The sequence below is a fragment of the Thauera sp. WH-2 genome (assembly GCF_048321015.1).
In the GTDB taxonomy this organism is placed as follows: domain Bacteria; phylum Pseudomonadota; class Gammaproteobacteria; order Burkholderiales; family Rhodocyclaceae; genus Thauera.
In genome coordinates this window covers 109,521-127,438 of sequence record NZ_JBLWFG010000002.1, presented here as the reverse complement: position 1 = coordinate 127,438, position 17,918 = coordinate 109,521, and the positions used below count along the sequence as shown (strand labels likewise).

General features: G+C 66.3%; 12 protein-coding genes. 5 read left to right on the top strand and 7 right to left on the bottom strand.

From position 1 onward, the window contains the following. The first annotated feature begins 11 nt into the window (after nucleotides 1–11). The 4 genes from ACNKW1_RS04760 (at nucleotide 12) to ACNKW1_RS04745 (ending at nucleotide 8,050) form a co-directional block, all read left to right on the top strand. Nucleotides 12–3,164, top strand: coding sequence for an EAL domain-containing protein (locus tag ACNKW1_RS04760; protein ID WP_418363454.1), 3,153 nt, complete (start codon nucleotides 12–14; stop codon nucleotides 3,162–3,164). An 83-nt stretch (nucleotides 3,165–3,247) separates the two neighbouring features. Next, nucleotides 3,248–4,294, top strand: coding sequence for an ABC transporter ATP-binding protein (locus tag ACNKW1_RS04755; protein WP_418363453.1), 1,047 nt, complete (start codon nucleotides 3,248–3,250; stop codon nucleotides 4,292–4,294). Continuing rightward, nucleotides 4,291–5,052, top strand: coding sequence for an ABC transporter permease (locus tag ACNKW1_RS04750; protein ID WP_418363452.1), 762 nt, complete (start codon nucleotides 4,291–4,293; stop codon nucleotides 5,050–5,052). Before ACNKW1_RS04755 ends, ACNKW1_RS04750 begins: the two co-directional genes overlap by 4 nt. A gap of 241 nt (nucleotides 5,053–5,293) precedes the next feature. Further along, nucleotides 5,294–8,050, top strand: a complete 2,757-nt coding sequence (locus tag ACNKW1_RS04745; RefSeq protein ID WP_418363451.1) for an EAL domain-containing protein — start codon at nucleotides 5,294–5,296, stop codon at nucleotides 8,048–8,050. 65 nt (nucleotides 8,051–8,115) lie between these two features. On the opposite strand, the gene ACNKW1_RS04740 is transcribed toward ACNKW1_RS04745, so the two are convergent. From ACNKW1_RS04740 to ACNKW1_RS04710, 7 genes are all read right to left on the bottom strand, one after another. Continuing rightward, entirely contained in the window at nucleotides 8,116–9,015 is a 900-nt protein-coding gene (locus tag ACNKW1_RS04740) for a universal stress protein (RefSeq protein ID WP_418363450.1), read from the bottom strand. A gap of 34 nt (nucleotides 9,016–9,049) precedes the next feature. Further along, on the bottom strand, nucleotides 9,050–9,451 hold the full coding sequence (locus ACNKW1_RS04735; protein WP_418363449.1) for a CBS domain-containing protein: 402 nt from the start codon (nucleotides 9,449–9,451) through the stop codon (nucleotides 9,050–9,052). Nucleotides 9,452–9,463: 12 nt separating this feature from the next. Next, nucleotides 9,464–9,811 (bottom strand): P-II family nitrogen regulator, encoded by a 348-nt coding sequence (locus ACNKW1_RS04730; protein WP_418363448.1) that lies wholly within the window; start codon nucleotides 9,809–9,811, stop codon nucleotides 9,464–9,466. After that, entirely contained in the window at nucleotides 9,808–11,316 is a 1,509-nt protein-coding gene (locus tag ACNKW1_RS04725) for a DUF1538 domain-containing protein (RefSeq protein ID WP_418363447.1), read from the bottom strand. The genes ACNKW1_RS04730 and ACNKW1_RS04725 overlap by 4 nt, the downstream gene beginning before the upstream one ends. A gap of 109 nt (nucleotides 11,317–11,425) precedes the next feature. Further along, nucleotides 11,426–12,742: a guanine deaminase gene (gene guaD / locus ACNKW1_RS04720; RefSeq protein ID WP_418363446.1), complete on the bottom strand. Its 1,317-nt coding sequence runs from the start codon at nucleotides 12,740–12,742 to the stop codon at nucleotides 11,426–11,428. After that, nucleotides 12,739–15,645 (bottom strand): EAL domain-containing protein, encoded by a 2,907-nt coding sequence (locus ACNKW1_RS04715; RefSeq protein WP_418363445.1) that lies wholly within the window; start codon nucleotides 15,643–15,645, stop codon nucleotides 12,739–12,741. Before ACNKW1_RS04715 ends, guaD begins: the two co-directional genes overlap by 4 nt. A gap of 172 nt (nucleotides 15,646–15,817) precedes the next feature. After that, nucleotides 15,818–17,089: a diguanylate cyclase gene (locus ACNKW1_RS04710; RefSeq protein ID WP_418363444.1), complete on the bottom strand. Its 1,272-nt coding sequence runs from the start codon at nucleotides 17,087–17,089 to the stop codon at nucleotides 15,818–15,820. A gap of 204 nt (nucleotides 17,090–17,293) precedes the next feature. On the opposite strand from ACNKW1_RS04710, the gene ACNKW1_RS04705 reads away from it, so the two are divergent. Further along, the gene (locus ACNKW1_RS04705; RefSeq protein WP_418363443.1) at nucleotides 17,294–17,914 is read left to right on the top strand and encodes a glutathione S-transferase family protein; all 621 of its coding nucleotides are present in this window, start codon (nucleotides 17,294–17,296) and stop codon (nucleotides 17,912–17,914) included. The last annotated feature ends 4 nt before the right edge of the window (nucleotides 17,915–17,918 follow it).

The window sequence follows — 17,918 nt, the reverse complement described above, 5'->3', positions numbered from 1 at the left end:
GATCTGGACGCATGTCGATGAGCCGAATGCGTGCGCTGCTGCTCTGCAGGCATACGCCACTGCTGATCCTCGGCCTGTTCGTGGCCTATGCGGCGGTGCTGCTGTGGAACGTGCTGGCGTCGCAGAGCGTGCTGCGCGAGGTGACCGAGCGGCGGCTGGTGGCCGACACCGAGCGGCGTGCTGCGGTGATCTCCGACTTCATCGATGAGCGCATCCGCAACGTGGCCCAGATCGCCTCGGTGCGGGAGATCGAGGATTACTTCGTCAACGCCGACCTCGGCATGTCGCCCCGCTATGGCCTGAATGCCAGTCTGGATGCGATCGACCGGCGACTAGCCGAGCAACTGCGCGAGGCGACGTTGCGTGACGTGCCGGTATTTCGCAGCCTGCGCCTGATCGAAGGCTCCGACCGGGTGCTGGCCGCCGCGGGGGGCGCGCCGCAGCGGGCGCCGATGCTCACGGACGTCGATGGGCCGCGACTGCGCATGGACTGTGGCAACCGGTGTTTCGAGATCGTGGCGCCGGTGCTGTTCCGCGGTGCACCGCGCGCGTTTCTGGTCGCTGTCGGCAGTCTCGATACGCTGGGTGCCTTGCTGATCGAGGCGCGAGAGGGCGAGCGTGGGCTGGAGCAGGATGCGGTGCGCTATGCCGAGCTGGTGCTTGGCCTTGGCGGCGCACCGCTGGCCTCGTCCGCGCCGGCGCTTGTGCTGGCGCCCGGCGCGTTGCAGGCGCTCGCGGCCGCCGAAGCCGGCGCGGTTGTGCCTGCAGCGATGCTTGCGGATACGCCAGGGCTTGCGCCCGACATGTTGCTGGTGCGTGCGGAGGTACCGCACACCGAGTTGTCCGTGCTCACCCTGATCGCGCGCGAGGATGCGCACGGGCAGGCGATCTCCGCGGCCGTGAGCGGCGTGATGATGGCTTTCCCGCTGGCGCTCGTGGCGCTGTGGCTGGCCTTTCTGCGCCAGCGCCGCCGGGCCGAGCGCCTGCGCTCGGACATCAGGACCGCTGTGCAACACCGCTCCCGGCTCGAGGCCGACAATGCCGCGCTGGCCGCCGAGGTGGCGCGGCGCGAAGCGGCGGAGGCCCGCCTGAGCGAGCGTACCGCCGAGCTGACGCGCTCGAATGCCGAGCTGCGCCAGTTGGCAATGGTGTTCACCTACGCGCGCGAGGGCATCTCGATCACGGACGCCGACGGCACCATCCTCGAGGTCAATGACGCCTTCTGCCGCTTGTCGGGCTACGCGCGCGAGGAGCTGCTCGGACAGAACCCGCGCATGCTGAAGTCGGGACGACAGAAGCCCGAGCATTACCTGCAGATGTGGCAGGCGCTGCATGAGCACGGCCACTGGCACGGCGAGATCTGGAACCGGCGCAAGGATGGCAGCCTGTATGCGGAGCTGCTGACCATCAGCGCCGTGCGCGATGACAACGGCCGCATCCAGTGTTACGTGGCCCTGTTCAGCGACATCACCGCGCAGAAGTCGCACCAGCAGCAACTCGAGCGCATCGCGCACTACGACGCGCTCACCGGTCTCGCCAATCGCAGCCTGCTCGCCGACCGGCTGCACCAGAGCATGGTGATGAGCTTGCGGCGCGCCACCCGGCTGGCCATCGTCTATCTTGACCTGGATGGCTTCAAGGCGGTCAATGACCGGCACGGGCACGACATGGGTGACCGCCTGCTGATGGGCGTATCCCAGCGCATGCATGCGGTGCTGCGAGAGGGCGACACGCTGGCCCGGCTCGGTGGTGACGAGTTCGTCGCCGTGCTGCAGGACATGCCGACGGTCGAGGCGTGTGTGCCCTTGCTCAACCGTCTGCTCGAGGCCGCGTCCGCGCCCTGGGTGGAGGAAGACTGCGAACTGCGCGTCTCCGCCAGCCTGGGGGTCACCTTCTTTCCGCAGGCAGACCCCGTCGACGCGGACCAACTGCTGCGCCAGGCCGATCAGGCCATGTACCAGGCGAAGCTGCAGGGCAAGGACCGCTACTATCTGTTCGACGCCGAGCAGGACCGCGCCGTGCGTGACAGCCACGAGGGGCGTGAGCGTATCCGCCAGGCGCTTCAGGCGGGCGAGTTCGTGCTCTTCTACCAGCCCAAGGTGAACATGCGCTCCGGCGCGGTGCTGGGTCTCGAGGCCTTGATCCGCTGGCGCCACCCCGAGCGCGGCCTGCTGCCGCCGGCCGCCTTCCTGCCGCTGATCGAGGAGCATCCGCTCGCAGTCGCCGTGGGTGCCTGGGTGCTCGACAGCGCATTCGCGCAGGTGTCCTCCTGGCAGGCGCAAGGTCTGCGGCTTTCGGTGAGTGTGAACGTGAGCGCGCGCCAGTTGGAGCAGACGGATTTCGTCGCGGGCCTGCGCCAGCGCTTCGAAGCGTATCCCCACGTCCGCCCCGAGCAGATCGAGCTCGAGGTGCTCGAGAGCAGTGCCCTCGACGACATCGCGGAAGTGTCCAGCATCATGCACGCCTGCCAGAGCCTGGGGGTGCGCTTTGCGCTGGATGATTTCGGTACCGGGTACTGCTCCCTGACGTATCTGAAGAATCTGCCCGCCAATACGCTCAAGATCGACCGCAGCTTCGTGCGCGACATGCTGGACGACCCCGAGGATCTGGCGATTCTCGAGGGGGTGATCGGCCTCGCGGGCGCCTTCAGCCGGCAGACGGTCGCCGAGGGGGTCGAGACCGTTCTCCATGGTGAGCTGCTGCTGGATCTGGGCTGCGAGATCGCGCAGGGCTATGGCATCGCCCGCCCCATGGCGGCGGATGACGTTCCCGGCTGGGTGCGCGGCTGGCGCCCCGGTCCGTCCTGGCTGGACCGGCCGCGTGTCGAGCACGACGAGCTGCCGCGCATGTTTGCGATCGCCCATCATCGCGCCTGGGTTGCGCGCATCGAGGCTTACCTGCTGTCGCAGGCCGGGACGCTTGCGCCGCCCGCGACCGATGACCAGTGTGCGCTCGGGATGTGGCTCGAAGACGAGGGCAGGCTGCGGCACGGGAACGACCCTGCATTCGACGAGGCGCTGGCGATGCACGACGGGGTGCACGAACTCGCGCACGAACTGATGAGCCGCAGGGCGACTGCGCCCATCCCCGACAACGATGCGGGCCTGCTTGCGTTGCGCGCCTTGCGCGACCACCTGATCGAGAGACTCGGCCGCCTGCGGTGATCGGTGCGCCGGATGCGACGGCTGTGCGGCACGCTCGCGCAGCTGCCTGCCGTCCATCTGCGCCGATCTGCTATCTTCGGGCCATGACTTCCATCATCTCGATCTCTGGTCTGTCGAAGACCTACGCCTCCGGCTTCGCTGCGCTCAAGGGTGTCGACCTCGACATCCGCCGCGGCGAGATCTTTGCGCTGCTCGGCCCCAATGGTGCGGGCAAGACCACGCTGATCAGCATCGTCTGCGGCCTGGTTAATCCGAGCGCGGGCAGCGTGCGCGTCGACGGCCACGACATCGTGCGCGACTACCGCGCAGCCCGTGCGCTGGTGGGCCTGGTGCCGCAGGAACTCACCACCGATGCCTTCGAGACGGTGTGGAACACGGTCAGCTTCTCGCGCGGGCTGTTCGGCAAGCCGCCCGATCCGGCCTATCTCGAGCAGCTGCTGAAGGATCTGTCGCTGTGGGCGAAGAAGGACGCCCGGCTGATGATGCTCTCGGGCGGCATGAAGCGCCGGGTGCTGATCGCCAAGGCGCTGTCGCACGAGCCGCGCATCCTCTTCCTCGACGAGCCCACCGCCGGCGTGGACGTGGAACTGCGCCGCGACATGTGGCAGCTCGTGCGCCGGCTGCGCGACAGCGGTGTCACCGTGATCCTGACCACGCACTATATCGAGGAGGCCGAGGAGATGGCCGAGCGCATCGGCGTGATCGCGCGGGGCGAACTGATTCTGGTCGAGGACAAGGCCGCGCTGATGCGCAAGCTCGGTGGCAAGCAGCTTACGCTGCAGTTGGTGGCGCCGCTGCAGGAGGTTCCGCCCGCGCTCGCGCACTACGGGCTGACGCTGGGCAAGGGCGGCAGCACGCTCATTTACGCGTACGAGATGGCCAGGGGGGGCGAGGGCAGCAAGAGCGGTGAGGGCAGCGAGGGGGCCGGCGAGAGGGCTGGCGAGAGGGCGATCGCCGACCTGTTGCAGGATCTCGCCGCTGCCGGCATCGCCTTTGCCGACCTGCACACGACCCAGCGCTCGCTGGAGGAAATATTCGTCAGCCTGGTCAGCGAGCGCGAACCGGGCGGCGCAGGCGACCCGCGCAACAAGGACGCCGCGGGCACGCCCGCCAAGGAGGGCGCAAGATGAACTGGCACGCAGTCCGTGCGATCTATTTTTTCGAGATGGCGCGCACCAAGCGCACGCTGCTGCAGAGCGTGCTGGCCCCGGTGATCACCACCTCGCTGTACTTCGTCGTGTTCGGCGCGGCGATCGGCGCGCGCATTCCGGAGGTGGAAGGGGTGAGCTACGGGGCCTTCATCGTACCCGGCCTGATCATGCTCAACCTGCTCACCCAGAGCGTGTCGAACGCGTCCTTCGGCATCTTCTTTCCCAAGTTCTCGCGCACCATCTACGAGATCCTGTCGGCGCCGGTGTCGCACTTCGAGATCGTGCTGAGCTATGTGGGTGCGGCGGCCACGAAGGCGATCCTGCTCAGCCTCATCATCCTCGCCACCGCCACCTTCTTCGTGCCGCTGCGCATCGAACACCCGCTGTGGATGGTCGGTTTCCTGCTGCTCACTGCGCTCAGCTTCAGCCTGCTCGGCTTCATCCTCGGGATCTGGGCGGACAACTTCGAAAAGCTTCAGCTCGTGCCGCTGCTGATCATCACGCCGCTGACCTTCCTCGGTGGCAGCTTCTACTCGATCGACATGCTGCCGGAGGCCTGGCGCACGCTGTCGCTGTTCAATCCGGTGGTGTATCTGGTGAGCGGTTTCCGCTGGAGCTTCTATGGCACGGCCGATGTGGCGGTGGGGGTGAGCCTGGCGATGGCACTGCTGTTCCTCGCGGTGTTCGTGGCGGTGGCGACCTGGATGCTGAAGACAGGCTACCGGCTCAAGGCATGAGTGGTGGGTCGTCGAAGGTCATGGCGGAACCGGAGGGAAGGCGAACTTCCCGAAATGGCCTTTGTCATATTTTCGAGTCATTTCTGGCTGCATGCGCATTCGCATGTGCCATGCGTGACTTTCTTGACAGGGGCGCGCCCTCGACAGGAGACAAACTTCCCAGATTGGGGCACAGTGTGCCCACGCTCCCTTCCGAGTAATGCATTGGCTGAAGAACCCGGCATTCCGCGCCGCATGAACGATGCGACATAACTCTCTCAGCTTCCGGTTGTGGTTGACGATCGCGATCGCGGTCGTCCCGCTCCTGCTGTTCGCGCTGCTCGATTACCAGGAGCGGCGTGCGGAGGCGGTCGCCAGCATCCACACCGAGATTTCACACCGGCTCGCAGACGCGAACCGCGAGATCCGTGCGGCCCACCGCGTGGTCGTGCTCGTTCTGGAGATCATGGCGCGCTCGGACGATCTGCGCGATGCGGACCCCGAGCGTTGCACCGGCATTGCGCGCCGGTTGCTGGGCTCCGTGCAGGGCTTTGCCAACATTGGCGCGGTGCGGCCCGATGGCAGCGTATTCTGCAGCGCCGAACCGGCTGCGGCGCCGACCAATGTTGCGGATCGGGCCTGGTTTGGCGCGGCGCTGGGCGGGCAGGGCATCTCCGCCGGGGAGTTCATCGTCGGGCGCATCAGCGGCAAGCCCGGGCTGGTGTTCGGGTACCCGCTCGCCACTGATACCGGTGAGGTGCGTGCGGTGCTGTTTGCCTCGATCACGCTGGGCTGGTTCGAGCGCCTGATCCAGGGCTTCAATCTGCCGCGCGAGTGGGAGGCGAGCGTGATCAGCGCGACCGGGCATGTGCTCGCCCATCACCCCGATGTTTCGCGCTGGCGCGGCCACGTCGTCCCTGCGGACACACTGGCGCAGATGACACAGGTCATGCGGACGGAAACCGGGATCGCGCAGTTTGCCGGGCTCGACGGCACACGCCGTCTGTATGGCGTTGCAACGCCGGAGTTTGCGCCCGACTCGGGCTTTCTCACCATCGGCGCGCCGCTGGATCGCTCGCTGGACGCAGTTGACCACCGCTTCCAGCTTCATCTGTCGCTGATCGCCGGTCTGGCCCTCGTCTCGGCCCTGCTTGCGCGCTTCTACATCTACCGTCAGGTGGAGGTGTGGGCGCTGCGAGTGCGCGATGCCGTCGCCCGTATCGCGAGCGGCAGCCCTGGCACACGTGTGGGGTACGACACGGGGGTCAGCGAACTCGACGAACTGTCCGCAGGGGTGGACGGCATGGCCGTCGAGATCGAGAAGCGCGAGGGCGAACTGCGGCGGCTGTCGATGGTGATCGAGCAGAGTCCCGAGTCGATCGTGATCACCGACACCGATGCACAGATCCTCTACGTCAACGACGCCTTCCGGCGCACCACCGGCTACGCACATGATGAAGTCGTCGGTCGCAATCCGCGCGTGCTCAACACCGGACTCACGCCCAAGGAAACGTACGAAGACATGTGGTCCACGCTCGGACGCGGCGAGGTCTGGCGCGGCGAGTTCCATAATACGCGCAAGGACGGATCGACCTATCTGGAGCTCGCCACGATCGCGCCGATCAAGGATGCGGCCGGCGTCGTGACACACTACGTCGCGGTCAAGGAGGACATCACCCGGCGCAAGCAGTCCGAGGCGCTGCTGCACCGGCTTGCCTACTACGATGCCCTCACGGAGCTGCCCAACCGGGCGTTGCTGCACGACCGCATCGCCCAGGCGATTCGAAACAGTTCGCGCAAGGAAGCCTGGGGCATGCTGATGCTGGTCGACATCGATCGTTTCCGTCAGCTCAACGACACCCTGGGTCACGCTGCCGGCGACCAGCTCCTGCGCACCGTGGCCGCGCGTCTACGTGGCGGGGTGCGCGAAGAAGACACGGTCGCCCGCCATGGGGATGACGACTTCGCCGTGCTGATCGAGCAGATCGGCAGCACCGAGGCCGAGGCGCTTGCCCACGCCGAGCACGTCGCGCGCAAGCTGCAGCAGGCGCTCGAGGTGCCCTACGTGCTCGGTGACGATGAAGGCGAGCGCCACTTTGCAACGCTGAGTATCGGGATCAGCCTGTTCTTCGATGGCGACAGTTCGCTGGACACCCTGCTCAAGCGGGCCGAGGTGGCGCTGTACCGGGCGAAGCAGGACGGGCGCAACGCCGTGCGCTTTTTCAGCCCGGAAATGCAGGCGGTGGTGGATGCGCACGCGCGCATGGAGGTACGGCTGCATGAGGCCCTTGCTGCGGAGGCTTTCCGCCTGTTCTTCCAGCCACTGGTGGACCGTCACGGGCGGGTGGTCGGTGCAGAGGCGCTGGTGCGCTGGCCGCTGGACGAAGCCGGGATGGTTTCGCCCGCAGAGTTCATCCCGCTCGCTGAAGACACCGGCCACATCATTCCGCTCGGGCTGTGGGTCTTGCGCACCGCCTGTGCCCAGCTGGCTGTGTGGCAGTCCGAAGCGCGCACGCATCCGCTCTGCATCTCGGTGAACGTGAGCGCCCGCCAGTTCCACCAGGCCGACTTCGTCGCCAGCGTGCGGGAAGTCGTCATGCGCGCCGGCATCGACCCCAGCCGGCTCAAGCTGGAGCTCACCGAGAGTGCCATCCTCGCCGACCTGGATGAGACGGTAATCCGCATGAACCAGCTGCGTTCGCTCGGCATCCAGTTCGCGCTGGACGACTTCGGCACCGGCTATTCCTCGCTGTCCTACCTGAAGCGTCTGCCCTTCGCCCAGCTGAAGATCGACCAGTCCTTCATTCGCGACATGGCACAGGACGAGGGCAGCGAGGCCATCGTACTCGCGGTCCTGTCGATGAGCCACGCCCTGGGGCTGGAAGTGGTGGCCGAAGGCGTGGAAACGCCAGCCCAGCGCGACTTCCTGCGCCAGCACGGCTGCGAGTTCTACCAGGGCTATCTGTTCGGCAAGCCGATGCCGATCGAAGCCTGGGGAGATTTCCTCGAGATGGCTTGAGCCAGGGGGGGGCGAACCGACCGACCCCGCTTCCTGCGCCTCCTTATGCAGGAGGCCCGCGGCGCTCAGCCGCCGGAGGCGCGGTCCGTGATCAGCACGTCCGCGCTGGATTGCAGCAGGATGTGCTTGGAGACGCTGCCCAGCAACATCTCCTCGAGCGCGCCACGCCCGCGCTTGCCCATCACGATCAGGTCGCAGTCCTGCTGCTGCTCCTCCTCCAGGATGCAGGTGCTGGCGTCGCCGTGCAGCACCAGGCGGCGGATGCGGTCGGTGGGAAAGCCGCCCGCATTGATCAGCGCGTTGAGCTGCTCGACCGCTTCGCGCTTCGCATTCACGCGCAGGGACGAGAGTTGCGCGTCCTCGACGCCCGCATAGCGCAGCTTGCCCTCGAACGGCACATCGAAGGCGTGCAGCAGCAAGATCTCGGCGCTTGGCGCCACGCCCTGGGCGATGCGGATCGCCTCCGCCGAGCGCTCGGAAAAATCCACCGGGACAAGCACGCGCCGATAAGGCTCGTGCGGGCTCTGCTTGACCACGAGCAAAGGGTGGCGGGTCTTGCGCAGCACCCGTTCGGTTGTCGAGCCGATGAGCATCTCGCGCAGGAAACCTGCACCGCGCGCGCCCATCACCACCAGGCTGGCGTCGATGGCGTCGGCGTGGGCAGCGATTTCTGTGAGGATCGGCCCGCTGCTGAGGCGGACCTCAGGGGGGATGCCTGTGCGTGCTGCGATGTCCGCAGCAAGCGCCTCGACGTCATCGCGCACGCTGTCGAGCAGGCGCCGCTCGATCTCGTCCGCCTCCTTGTCAAGCAGGTGGCGAAGGCTGTCGAGTGCGTTGATGTTCACCACATGCTGCAGGCAAAGCCGCGCCCCGGTTTCGGTGGCGATCATCGCTGCGCGCAGGGCGGCGTGGCGCGCGAGCGCGGACAGGTCGGTCGGGGCGAGCAGGGTATGCAGGGCAGTCATCTCGCGGCGCTCCTGGGGGCTGCGGAGGAGGCAGTCAGGGGGTTTCGGTTTCGGCCATGTTCAGGATGTCGGTGACGATGTCGTTCATGGTCACGATGCCGGCGAGCTCGTTGCCGTCGAGCACCAGCAGCCGGCGCAGACGCATGTTCACCATCATGCGGGCCGCATGGCGGACGCTCAGCTCGACCGGGATCGTCAGCGCGGGCTTGGCGCAGATGTCGTAGACGTTGATGAGGTCGATGTCGCCTTCCTCGGCCACGATGGTCTTGAGGATATTGGTGTAGGTGATGATGCCGAATGCGTCGTGCGCATCGCGGCGTTCGACCACCAGCGACTTGACGCCGCGGCTGCGCATCTTCTGCATGGCCTCGCGGATGCTCGCGAAGGGCGAAATGGTGGCAACGTTGCGCACCATGATTTCCTTGACCAGTTGCATCGTCGATGTCTCCTAGATGTCGTCGCGCAGACGATCCTCGAATTGGTGAATCTGACTCATGTCCATGCCGGCGATATGCTCGAGCGGAAGGGTGAAGATCACTCCCCGGCTGTTGTCGCGCAGCTCGAGCGCGTCGCGAAGCGCCTTGAGCACGGCCAGCGAGAGCTTCTTCTCGAGCACGAACACGAGCACCGACTGGCTACCCTCGTAGGTCAGGCCGAAGAAGGTCTTCTTCTCCCGCGCGCCGATGCCGCGCCCGCCCAGGATGGTCACGCCGCCTGCGCCGGCCGCGCGCGCGACCTCGATCGCCTGCTCCTCCAGATCCTCGGCGAGGATCGCTACCAGTACAGAGAACTTCATGCTGCCTCTCCTTTTCGCTTCAACCACTCCACCCCGATCGCGTAGAGCATGACGGTCACGATGGGGAAGATCGACGCGAACGCGATCAGGCCGAAGCCGTCGATCAGCACGTTGCGTCCCTCGATGTTGGTTGCCAGGCCGATGCCGAGCGCCGTCACCAGCGGCACCGTCACCTCGGAGGTGGTTACGCCGCCCAGGTCGAAGGCCAGCGGTACGATGTACTTGGGCGCGAACCAGGTCAGCGCAATCACCAGCGCGTAGCCACCCATGATGTAGTAGTGGATCGAGTCGCCGGTGATGATGCGATGTACGCCGACGGTGATGCCCACCGCGACGCCGAGCGCGACCAGGATGCGGATGCGGCTGGCGAGCAGACGTCCCTGGCCGGCTTCCTCGGCCTTCTCGCCGATGGCGATCAGCGCGGGTTCGGCCATGGTGGTGGCGAAGCCGATCGCGAAGGCGAACAGGTACACATAGAGCAGGGTGTCGAGCCCGATGAGTTGGGCTGCCATGCTGCGCCCGATCGGGAACAGTCCGAGCTTGAGCCCGACCACGAAGGCGTACAGTCCAACGATGACGAGGATGAAGCCGCCGGTGACCTTCTGCAGGTGGGCGATGGGCTTGCGGATTGCTGCGTACTGGAAGAACAGGATCACCGCGATGATCGGCAGCACGTCGCCCAGCATGCCGAGCAGGTCGCCCAGAATGCGCATGAGATGCTGAAGCAGGGTGGCGGGGCCGGTGTCGGCCACGGCCGTGGCGAGTGCGACGGCGGGCGTGCCGGATTCCGGACCCATGCCGAAGCGATAGACCACGATGCCGTAGAGCTGCACCAGGACCATCGGTACCATCACCGCCAGCGCCACGAGGCCGAAGCCATGCGAGAGCGCATTGCGGCCGCGGATCGATACCGCCAGGCCAATGCCCAGCGCGGCGATCAGTGGCACGGTGACGATGTTGGTGGTGACGCCGCCCGAGTCGTAGGCCAGGCCAACGATCTCTGCCGGGGCGAAAAAGGTCACCGTGACCACCAGCAGATAGCCGATGATCATGTACCAGTGCAGCGAGTGGCCGAGGATCGTGCGCACCACGCCCAGCGCCACCACGGCGCCCACGGACAGGGCCACCAGCACGCGCAGCGTGAAGCCGTCGATCCGCCCGCCGCTGATGGATTCCGCCTGCGAGGCGACCGCGATCAGCGCCGGCTCGGCAATCACCGCGGCGAATCCAAGGCAGAAGCCGAAGACCATCAGCAGGAGCAAGGAGCCCTTCTTGGCGAACTCGTTCGACAGGTTCTTGCCGATCGGGAAAATCCCGAGTTCCAGGCCCTGCAGGAACAGTGCGACGCCGATCGCGACGATCAGCAGCCCGCCCGCCATCGACAGCAAGCCGTCTGGCACTTCCCGGATCACCGCAAGCTGAAACACCGCGACCACGACGACGATCGGCATCAGGTTGCGAAATGCGTGCAGCAGGATGTGACTGAATTCCCGAAGCGGGTGCAAGGCTTGGTATCTCCGCGTAGGTGCTTGTTTGTTCGGGCGGGGGCGGGGTGGCTCGAAGTCTCGAGCGAAGCTTACCACCCCGCCGCGGATGTGCCGGTGCCCTGCTGCCTCAGGTGGGCAGCGTGTCGCGCCGCCAGGCCGCCTCGCCGAGCACGAAAGTGGCCGCGACCGCGCGGTCGTCGCCCAGCATCATCATTGTGAAGAGGCGCTCTTCCAGCGTGTTGCAGGCTGCGCTGCGGCGTGCGAGCAGGGGCGTGGCGCAGGGGTCGAGGACGACGAAATCCGCCTCCCTTCCAGGCGCGAAGTTGCCGATGCGGTCGTCCAGGTAGAGGCTGCGCGCCCCGCCCAGTGTGGCGAGGTGGAAAGCGGCCACCGCCGACAGGGACTGGCCGGCAAGCTGCAGCACCTTGTAGGCCTCGTTCAGGGTCTGCAGCATCGAAAAGCTGGTGCCGCCGCCCACGTCCGTGCCCAGGCCCACCCGAACCCCGCGCTCGCGGGCGCGGGCGAGGTCGAACAGGCCCGAACCAAGAAAGAGGTTCGAGGTGGGGCAGAAGCTGATCGCGGTGCCGGTGTCGGCCATGCGCTGGCGATCGGTGTCGTCGAGCCAGATGCAGTGTGCGTAGAGGGCGCGCTTGCCGAGCAGGCCGTGGTGTGCGTAAACGTCGAGGTAGCTGCGTGCTTCGGGGTGGAGTCGGGCGACCCATTCGAGCTCGGCGCGGTTCTCGGCGACGTGGGACTGCAGCAGCACGCTTGGATGCTCGGCGAAGAGCTGGCCCGCGAGCGCCAGCTGCTCGGGCGTGGAGGTCGGCACGAAGCGCGGGGTGATCGCGTACAGCAGGCGGTCACGATCGTGCCAGCGCTCGATCAGGGCCTTTGATTCGGCGTAGCCGGAGGCCGCGGTGTCGCACAGGAAGTCCGGGCAGTTGCGGTCCATCAGCACCTTGCCGGTGATCATGCGCATTCGGCGCGCCTGCGCAGCCTCGAACAGCGCGTCCACGGAGCTCGCATGCACGGTGGCGAAGCTGCACGCGGTGGTGGTGCCGTTGCGCAGCAGCGTGTCGCAGAAGAAGCCCGCCACCTCGTCGGCATGGGCACGTTCCGCAAAACGGCGCTCGGCGGGGAAGGTGTACTTCTCCAGCCACTCGAGCAGCTGTTCGCCGTGGCTGGCGATGATGTCGGTCTGCGGGTAGTGGACGTGCGTGTCGATGAAGCCGGGCAGGATCAGCTTGCCGCGGTAGTCGGCCACCGGCGTGCCGCTGGGCAGATGCGGGAGCAGGTCCTGGGCCGGGCCGCACTCGGCGATGCGACCGCCAGTGAGGATCAACAGCCCGTCATTGAAATGAACGAGCGCGGCCGTATCGTGTGCCGGATCGGCCAGGAAATGGACGATCTCGCCGCGCACCGCGGTGAGGCGGGTTTCGCTCATGCGTTCTCGGGCTCGCGGCGGGCCGCGATCCGGGCCGCGAACGCGGTGGCCCAGGACGCGAATGCGTCCGGCGGCATCGGCCGCGCGAAGTGATAGCCTTGCGCTTCGTCGCATTGCAGGTTGCGCAACTGCGCGATCAGGCCCTCGTGCTCCACGCCTTCGGCGATCGTCTTCAGGCCGAGGTTGTGCGCCATCTGCACGATGGTGCGCACGAGCGTGGCGTTACTGGGCTCCTTGTCCATGCTGCGCACGAAGGACTGGTCGATCTTGAGCTTGTCGACCGCGAAGCGCTTGAGATAGGCGAGGCTGGAGTAGCCGGTACCGAAGTCGTCGATGGACAGCCGGACACCGAGTGCCTTGAGCTGGCGGACGGTCTCGAGCGCTGCGTCGGTGTCGCCGATGAGCAGGGATTCGGTGAGTTCGAGTTCGAGGCAGGCTGCGGGCAGTCCGGACTGGGCCAGCGCATTGCGGACCGTTTCGAGCAGGTCCGTGCGGTGGAACTGCACGGCCGAAAGGTTGACCGCAACCACCATCGGGGGCAGGCCCTGCTGCTGCCAGCGCACGGCCTCGCGGCAGGCTTCATGGAGCACCCACGCGCCGATCGGTACGATCAGCCCGCTGTCTTCGGCAAGCGGGATGAACAGTCCGGGCGGCGTCATCTGCTGGTCGGCGCGTTCCCAGCGCAACAGCGCCTCGGCGCCGATCAGCGCACCGGTCTCGAGGTCGATCTGGGGCTGGTAGTGCAGGCGCAGCTCGTTGCGCTCGATTGCGCCGCGCAGTTCGGCGAGCAGGGCGATGCGTTCGATCGCCTCGGCGTGCATCGCCTCGTCGAAGAAGCGGAACACGTTGCGCCCGGCCGCCTTGGCCTGGAACATCGCGGTGTCTGCTTTCTTGTACAGGGTGTCGAAGTCGGTGCCATCTTCGGGGAACAGTGCCAGACCGACCGAGACGGTGCTGCTCAGTTGATGTCCGTCGACATACACCGGCGCTGCCATCTGGCTCAGGATTTCCTCGGCGCGCGCGGCGACGCTGGCCTGGTCGGCGACATTGTCGAACAGGAGCAGGAACTCGTCGCCGCTGATGCGGCATAGACGGTCGCCTTCTCCGAGCAGGGTGTTCAGGCGCTGCGCGACCTCACGCAACAGGCTGTCCCCGACGACGTGCCCGAGGGTGTCGTTGATGTTCTTGAAGTTATCGAGGTCCACATAGGCGAGCGCAAACCGGCGCTGTGCGGCGAGCGTTCGTGCGGCCAGGGAGGCGAACTTCTCCTGGAACAGGAGCTTGTTTGGCAGCCCGGTGAGCGCATCGTGGTGTGCGAGGTAATCGATGCGCGCCATCGTGCGGTTGCGCTCGGTGATGTCGCGGATGAAGCAGAACAGGCGTGCTTCAACGATGTGGTTCAGGCACTGGATGCTGACCTCGATGTCGCGTTGCTCGCCATCCTTGCGCCGCAGCACGCTGTCGAAGCGGGCCGCACCTTCGCGCTCGACATGCTCGATGGTGCGGTGCACCGCCTGCGTATCCATTGCGGCCTCGATGTCCTGGATCGACAGGCCGAGCAACTCTTCACGTGTGTAGCCGGTGAGCGTGCAGCAGGCGTCGTTGACCTCCAGGATGCGCGCCGTGGCGTCGATGAGCACGAAGGCGTCCATCGAGGTGCGGATCATGATGCCGTAGCGCTCTTCGGCCAGGCGGTGCTCGGTGACGTCGGAGGCGATGCCACCCGCGCCGACGACTGCGCCGCTCGGGTCCAGCAGCGGGAAGTGGCTGGTCTCGAAGAAGCGGGTGTCGATGCCGCTGCCGAGACGCTCGGATAGCAGCATCGGCGCTCCTCCTTCGAGCGTCCGCCGGTTGTTACGGTCGAGTTCTGTGGCCGTCTCGGCGGGCCACAGGTCGAAGGGCGTCCTGCCGAGGATGTCGCACTTCGGCCGCCCTGCAAGACGCTCGAAGGCTGCATTTGCGAGGGTATAGCGGCCCGTGCGGTCGATCAGGTAGATCACCGCGGGCGAGTTGTCCAGGAAGGCGGTGTTGAGCGATTCGCTTTCACGCAGCGCGCGCGTACGCTCGGCGACCCTGGCCTCGAGCTGGCTTTCGTTCTGTTTGAGGCTGCGGAACAGCAGATCGAACGGAGCGACGATGCCGGTGACCAGCATTGCCCGGTACAGGAAGTAGGTCGACACCAGCAGCAGGTAGTGCCCGACCTCGTTGGCGTAGTCGAAGACGCCCACGTACTGCGTGAAGGCGACCTCGGTCAGCGCGCCGAAGACGACCGCGGCCGCAATCAGCTGCAGCACTTGGGGCGTGAAGTGATCGCGTCGCGCGAACAGGATCGCCAGGCTCAGGCCGAAGAGTCCGATGAGCGCGAACTCGCTGTAGATCTTGAACGGAGTCAGCCCGCTGCCTTCGATGTAGCAGTCGGGAAAGTAGCCGCCAAAGACCGCAGCGGTGATCGCAACGGTGATGAACCCGTAGCCGAGCACCAGGCGGTGCGGCGAGTGGCTGCGCCCGATCGACAGTGCGGCGAACAGGAAGGAGGTGGCTTCCAGGTAGCGGAAGGCGATCCAGAGCTGCGTGGGCAGGTTGGCGTCGTGCCTCGGGAACAGGTTCAATCCCTTGTAAGACAGGGTGTGCAGCAGTTCCAGTCCGGCCACGAAGATCGTGCCGGTGCCGATGATGAGCAGGAAATTGTTTGCACTCCAGCGGCGGGAGTGCCAGGCCAGCACGAAGATGCCCCCGAGCACGACGATGCGCAGGGTCTCGACCAGGGTGTGGAACAGCAGGAAGCTGTAGGCCGCGGTGAGATGCAGCAGGCCGATGACCGCAGCCAGCCCGAGCATCTGGGCGGGGCTGAGCAGGGGTGTGGCCGCTTGGGGCGCGCTGCGATCGAGAATGACGGTGTGCATGCTGAAGTTCGGAGGGCGATCCGCCGGGGGTGTTGCGGCCCGGCACGTTTCCTCCAGTCCTTGCCGTAATTGTGCCGGATTTATACCTGATCGAAGAAGGGTTATTTCACGCTCCGGTGCGGATGGCCCCGTGTTATACCGGGCCTAGGGGCGCCTGGTGCCCGATTGCTCTTCAGCCCGGAGCGGCGCCGGGCGGCGCGGCGACCGAAAGCCGGTTGCGTCCCGCATGCTTGGCGTCATAGAGCGCGGCATCGGCGCGGGCGACCAGCCGCTTCCTCGGTTCGTCGGCGGCAAAGGTGGCGAGTCCGAGTGAAAGCGTCAGCCCGCCAAACGTGGCGTCGCGATATTCGCTCACCTTCAGCCGGATGCGTTCTGCAAGCTCTGTGGCCGGCTGGAGGGGGCAGTCCTCGAGCACGATCATGAACTCCTCGCCACCCCAGCGGATGACCGCGTCGCGGCCGCGGACCGACTGGCGCAAAATGCGCCCGACCTCCTCCAGGGCGCGATCTCCGGCGGGGTGTCCGTAGCGGTCGTTGATCTGCTTGAAGTGGTCGATGTCGGCGAGGATCAGGGACAGCGGGTGGCCGAGCGCCTCCGCCCGTTCCAGGGCGTCGTCGAGCCGCTGGTCTCCGTAGCGACGGTTGTACAGGCCGGTCAGCGCATCCCGTGTGGCGGCCTCCAGCAGGGCCTCCTCCCGGTCCACCTGGTCGGTGACGTCCCGGCTGACGCACACGTAGTGGGTGGTCTGGCCGTCCTCGTCGACAATGGGCGAGATGCTCTGGTCGGCGTGGTAGAGCGATCCGTCGCGCCGACGGTTGATGAAGGTGGCGCGGAAGTCCCGCCCGCTCGCAAGCGCCCTGCGGAGAGCCGTATAGAACTCCGGATCGTGCCGGCCGGAGCGAAGCAGGGAGGGGGTGCTGCCGATCAAATCCTCGGCTGGATAGCCGGTGGTCTTCGAGAATGCGGCGTTGGCGAAGAGGATCCGCTCCTGCGCGTCGGTCACCATGATCGGGTCGCCAGAAGCATCCAGCGCGCGGGCGAGCAGGCGGTTTTCGCGGCTGGCGCGTACGTAGGCGGAGATGTCTTCCTGCACCGAGACGAAATGGGTGATGACGCCGTCTGTGTCGCGGATCGGGGTGATATTCCAGTGCACGACGTAGGTCGTGCCGTCCTTGCGATAGTTGATCGCGGTGCCCTCGAAGAAGCGTCCCTCCGTCAGGCAGGCGCGCAGTTCCTCGATCACTGCAGGGTCGGTTTCCGGGCCTTGCAGCACCTTCAGCGAGCAGCCCTTGAGCTCGTCCAGGGTGTAGCCGGTCATCTTGCAGAATGCCGGATTCGCAATCAGCACCGGACAGCCTGCCGCGAGGTCCGCGCTGGTAATCACGATCGCGTTCCAGGACTGCATGACCGCGGCGTGGAACAGGTTCGAGTCGGGAGTGCTCATGGTCCGCCGTGCGCTACAGATTGTCCGATTCTAGTGTGCCTGCTGCCGTGGCCCGCAGCTTTCGGGATGCGATCGTGGCGGACTTCACGCCCGCTACGTGGGTTGGCATTGAAGCGCTTGCGGCGTGCTTGCCGGCGTAGCTTCTTGGACCGATCATCCCGCTATGCCGGGCTGACCGATGCCAGCCGTTCTCAAGGAAGGAAGATGAAGCTCTACGTTTCGCCGCGAGCGCCCAATCCGCGCCGTGTTCAGATGTTCATTGCCGAGAAGGGTATTCGTAGCATTCAGGAGGTGGTGGTCGAGATCGCTCGCGACGAGCACCGCAGCTCCAACTACCGTGCCAAGAGCCCGCTCGCCAAGGTGCCGGTGCTCGAACTGGACGACGGCCGCTACCTGGGCGAGACGCGGGCGATCTGCAGCTACCTCGAGGGCCTGTACCCCGAGCCGAACCTGATGGGCGAGACCTTCGAGGAGCGTGCCTTCATCGAAATGACCGACCGCCGCATGGAGTTGTACCTGTTCGGCACGATTGCCAACTGCATCCGCCACACCCATCCCGGGCTGGCGCCGCTGGAGCAGCCGCAGTTTCCGGCGTTCGGAGAATCGCAGGGGGAAAAGATGCGTGAGGTGGCCCGCTGGCTGGACGCTGAACTGGCCACGCGCCCTTTCGTGGCCGGGGAACGTTTCACCATTGCCGACATCACCGCGTTCTGCGCCATCGAGTTCGCGCGTGGGCTGATGAAGTTCCGGCCCGGTGCCGAGGGCCTGGCTAATCTGCAGGACTGGCGTGACCGTGTCGCGGAGCGGCCGAGCGCGCGGGTCTGAGGCC

What these genes read in the sequence shown, in the direction of transcription:
- ACNKW1_RS04760 (WP_418363454.1), top strand. Translation starts at nt 12, where the DNA reads ATGTCGATGAGCCGAATGCGTGCGCTGCTGCTCTGCAGGCATACGCCA.
- ACNKW1_RS04750 (WP_418363452.1), top strand. Translation starts at nt 4,291, where the DNA reads ATGAACTGGCACGCAGTCCGTGCGATCTATTTTTTCGAGATGGCGCGC.
- ACNKW1_RS04735 (WP_418363449.1), bottom strand. Translation starts at nt 9,451, where the DNA reads ATGCAACTGGTCAAGGAAATCATGGTGCGCAACGTTGCCACCATTTCG.
- guaD (WP_418363446.1), bottom strand. Translation starts at nt 12,742, where the DNA reads ATGAGCGAAACCCGCCTCACCGCGGTGCGCGGCGAGATCGTCCATTTC.
- ACNKW1_RS04715 (WP_418363445.1), bottom strand. Translation starts at nt 15,645, where the DNA reads ATGCACACCGTCATTCTCGATCGCAGCGCGCCCCAAGCGGCCACACCC.
- ACNKW1_RS04745 (WP_418363451.1), top strand. Translation starts at nt 5,294, where the DNA reads ATGCGACATAACTCTCTCAGCTTCCGGTTGTGGTTGACGATCGCGATC.
- ACNKW1_RS04755 (WP_418363453.1), top strand. Translation starts at nt 3,248, where the DNA reads ATGACTTCCATCATCTCGATCTCTGGTCTGTCGAAGACCTACGCCTCC.
- ACNKW1_RS04730 (WP_418363448.1), bottom strand. Translation starts at nt 9,811, where the DNA reads ATGAAGTTCTCTGTACTGGTAGCGATCCTCGCCGAGGATCTGGAGGAG.
- ACNKW1_RS04705 (WP_418363443.1), top strand. Translation starts at nt 17,294, where the DNA reads ATGAAGCTCTACGTTTCGCCGCGAGCGCCCAATCCGCGCCGTGTTCAG.
- ACNKW1_RS04710 (WP_418363444.1), bottom strand. Translation starts at nt 17,089, where the DNA reads ATGAGCACTCCCGACTCGAACCTGTTCCACGCCGCGGTCATGCAGTCC.
- ACNKW1_RS04740 (WP_418363450.1), bottom strand. Translation starts at nt 9,015, where the DNA reads ATGACTGCCCTGCATACCCTGCTCGCCCCGACCGACCTGTCCGCGCTC.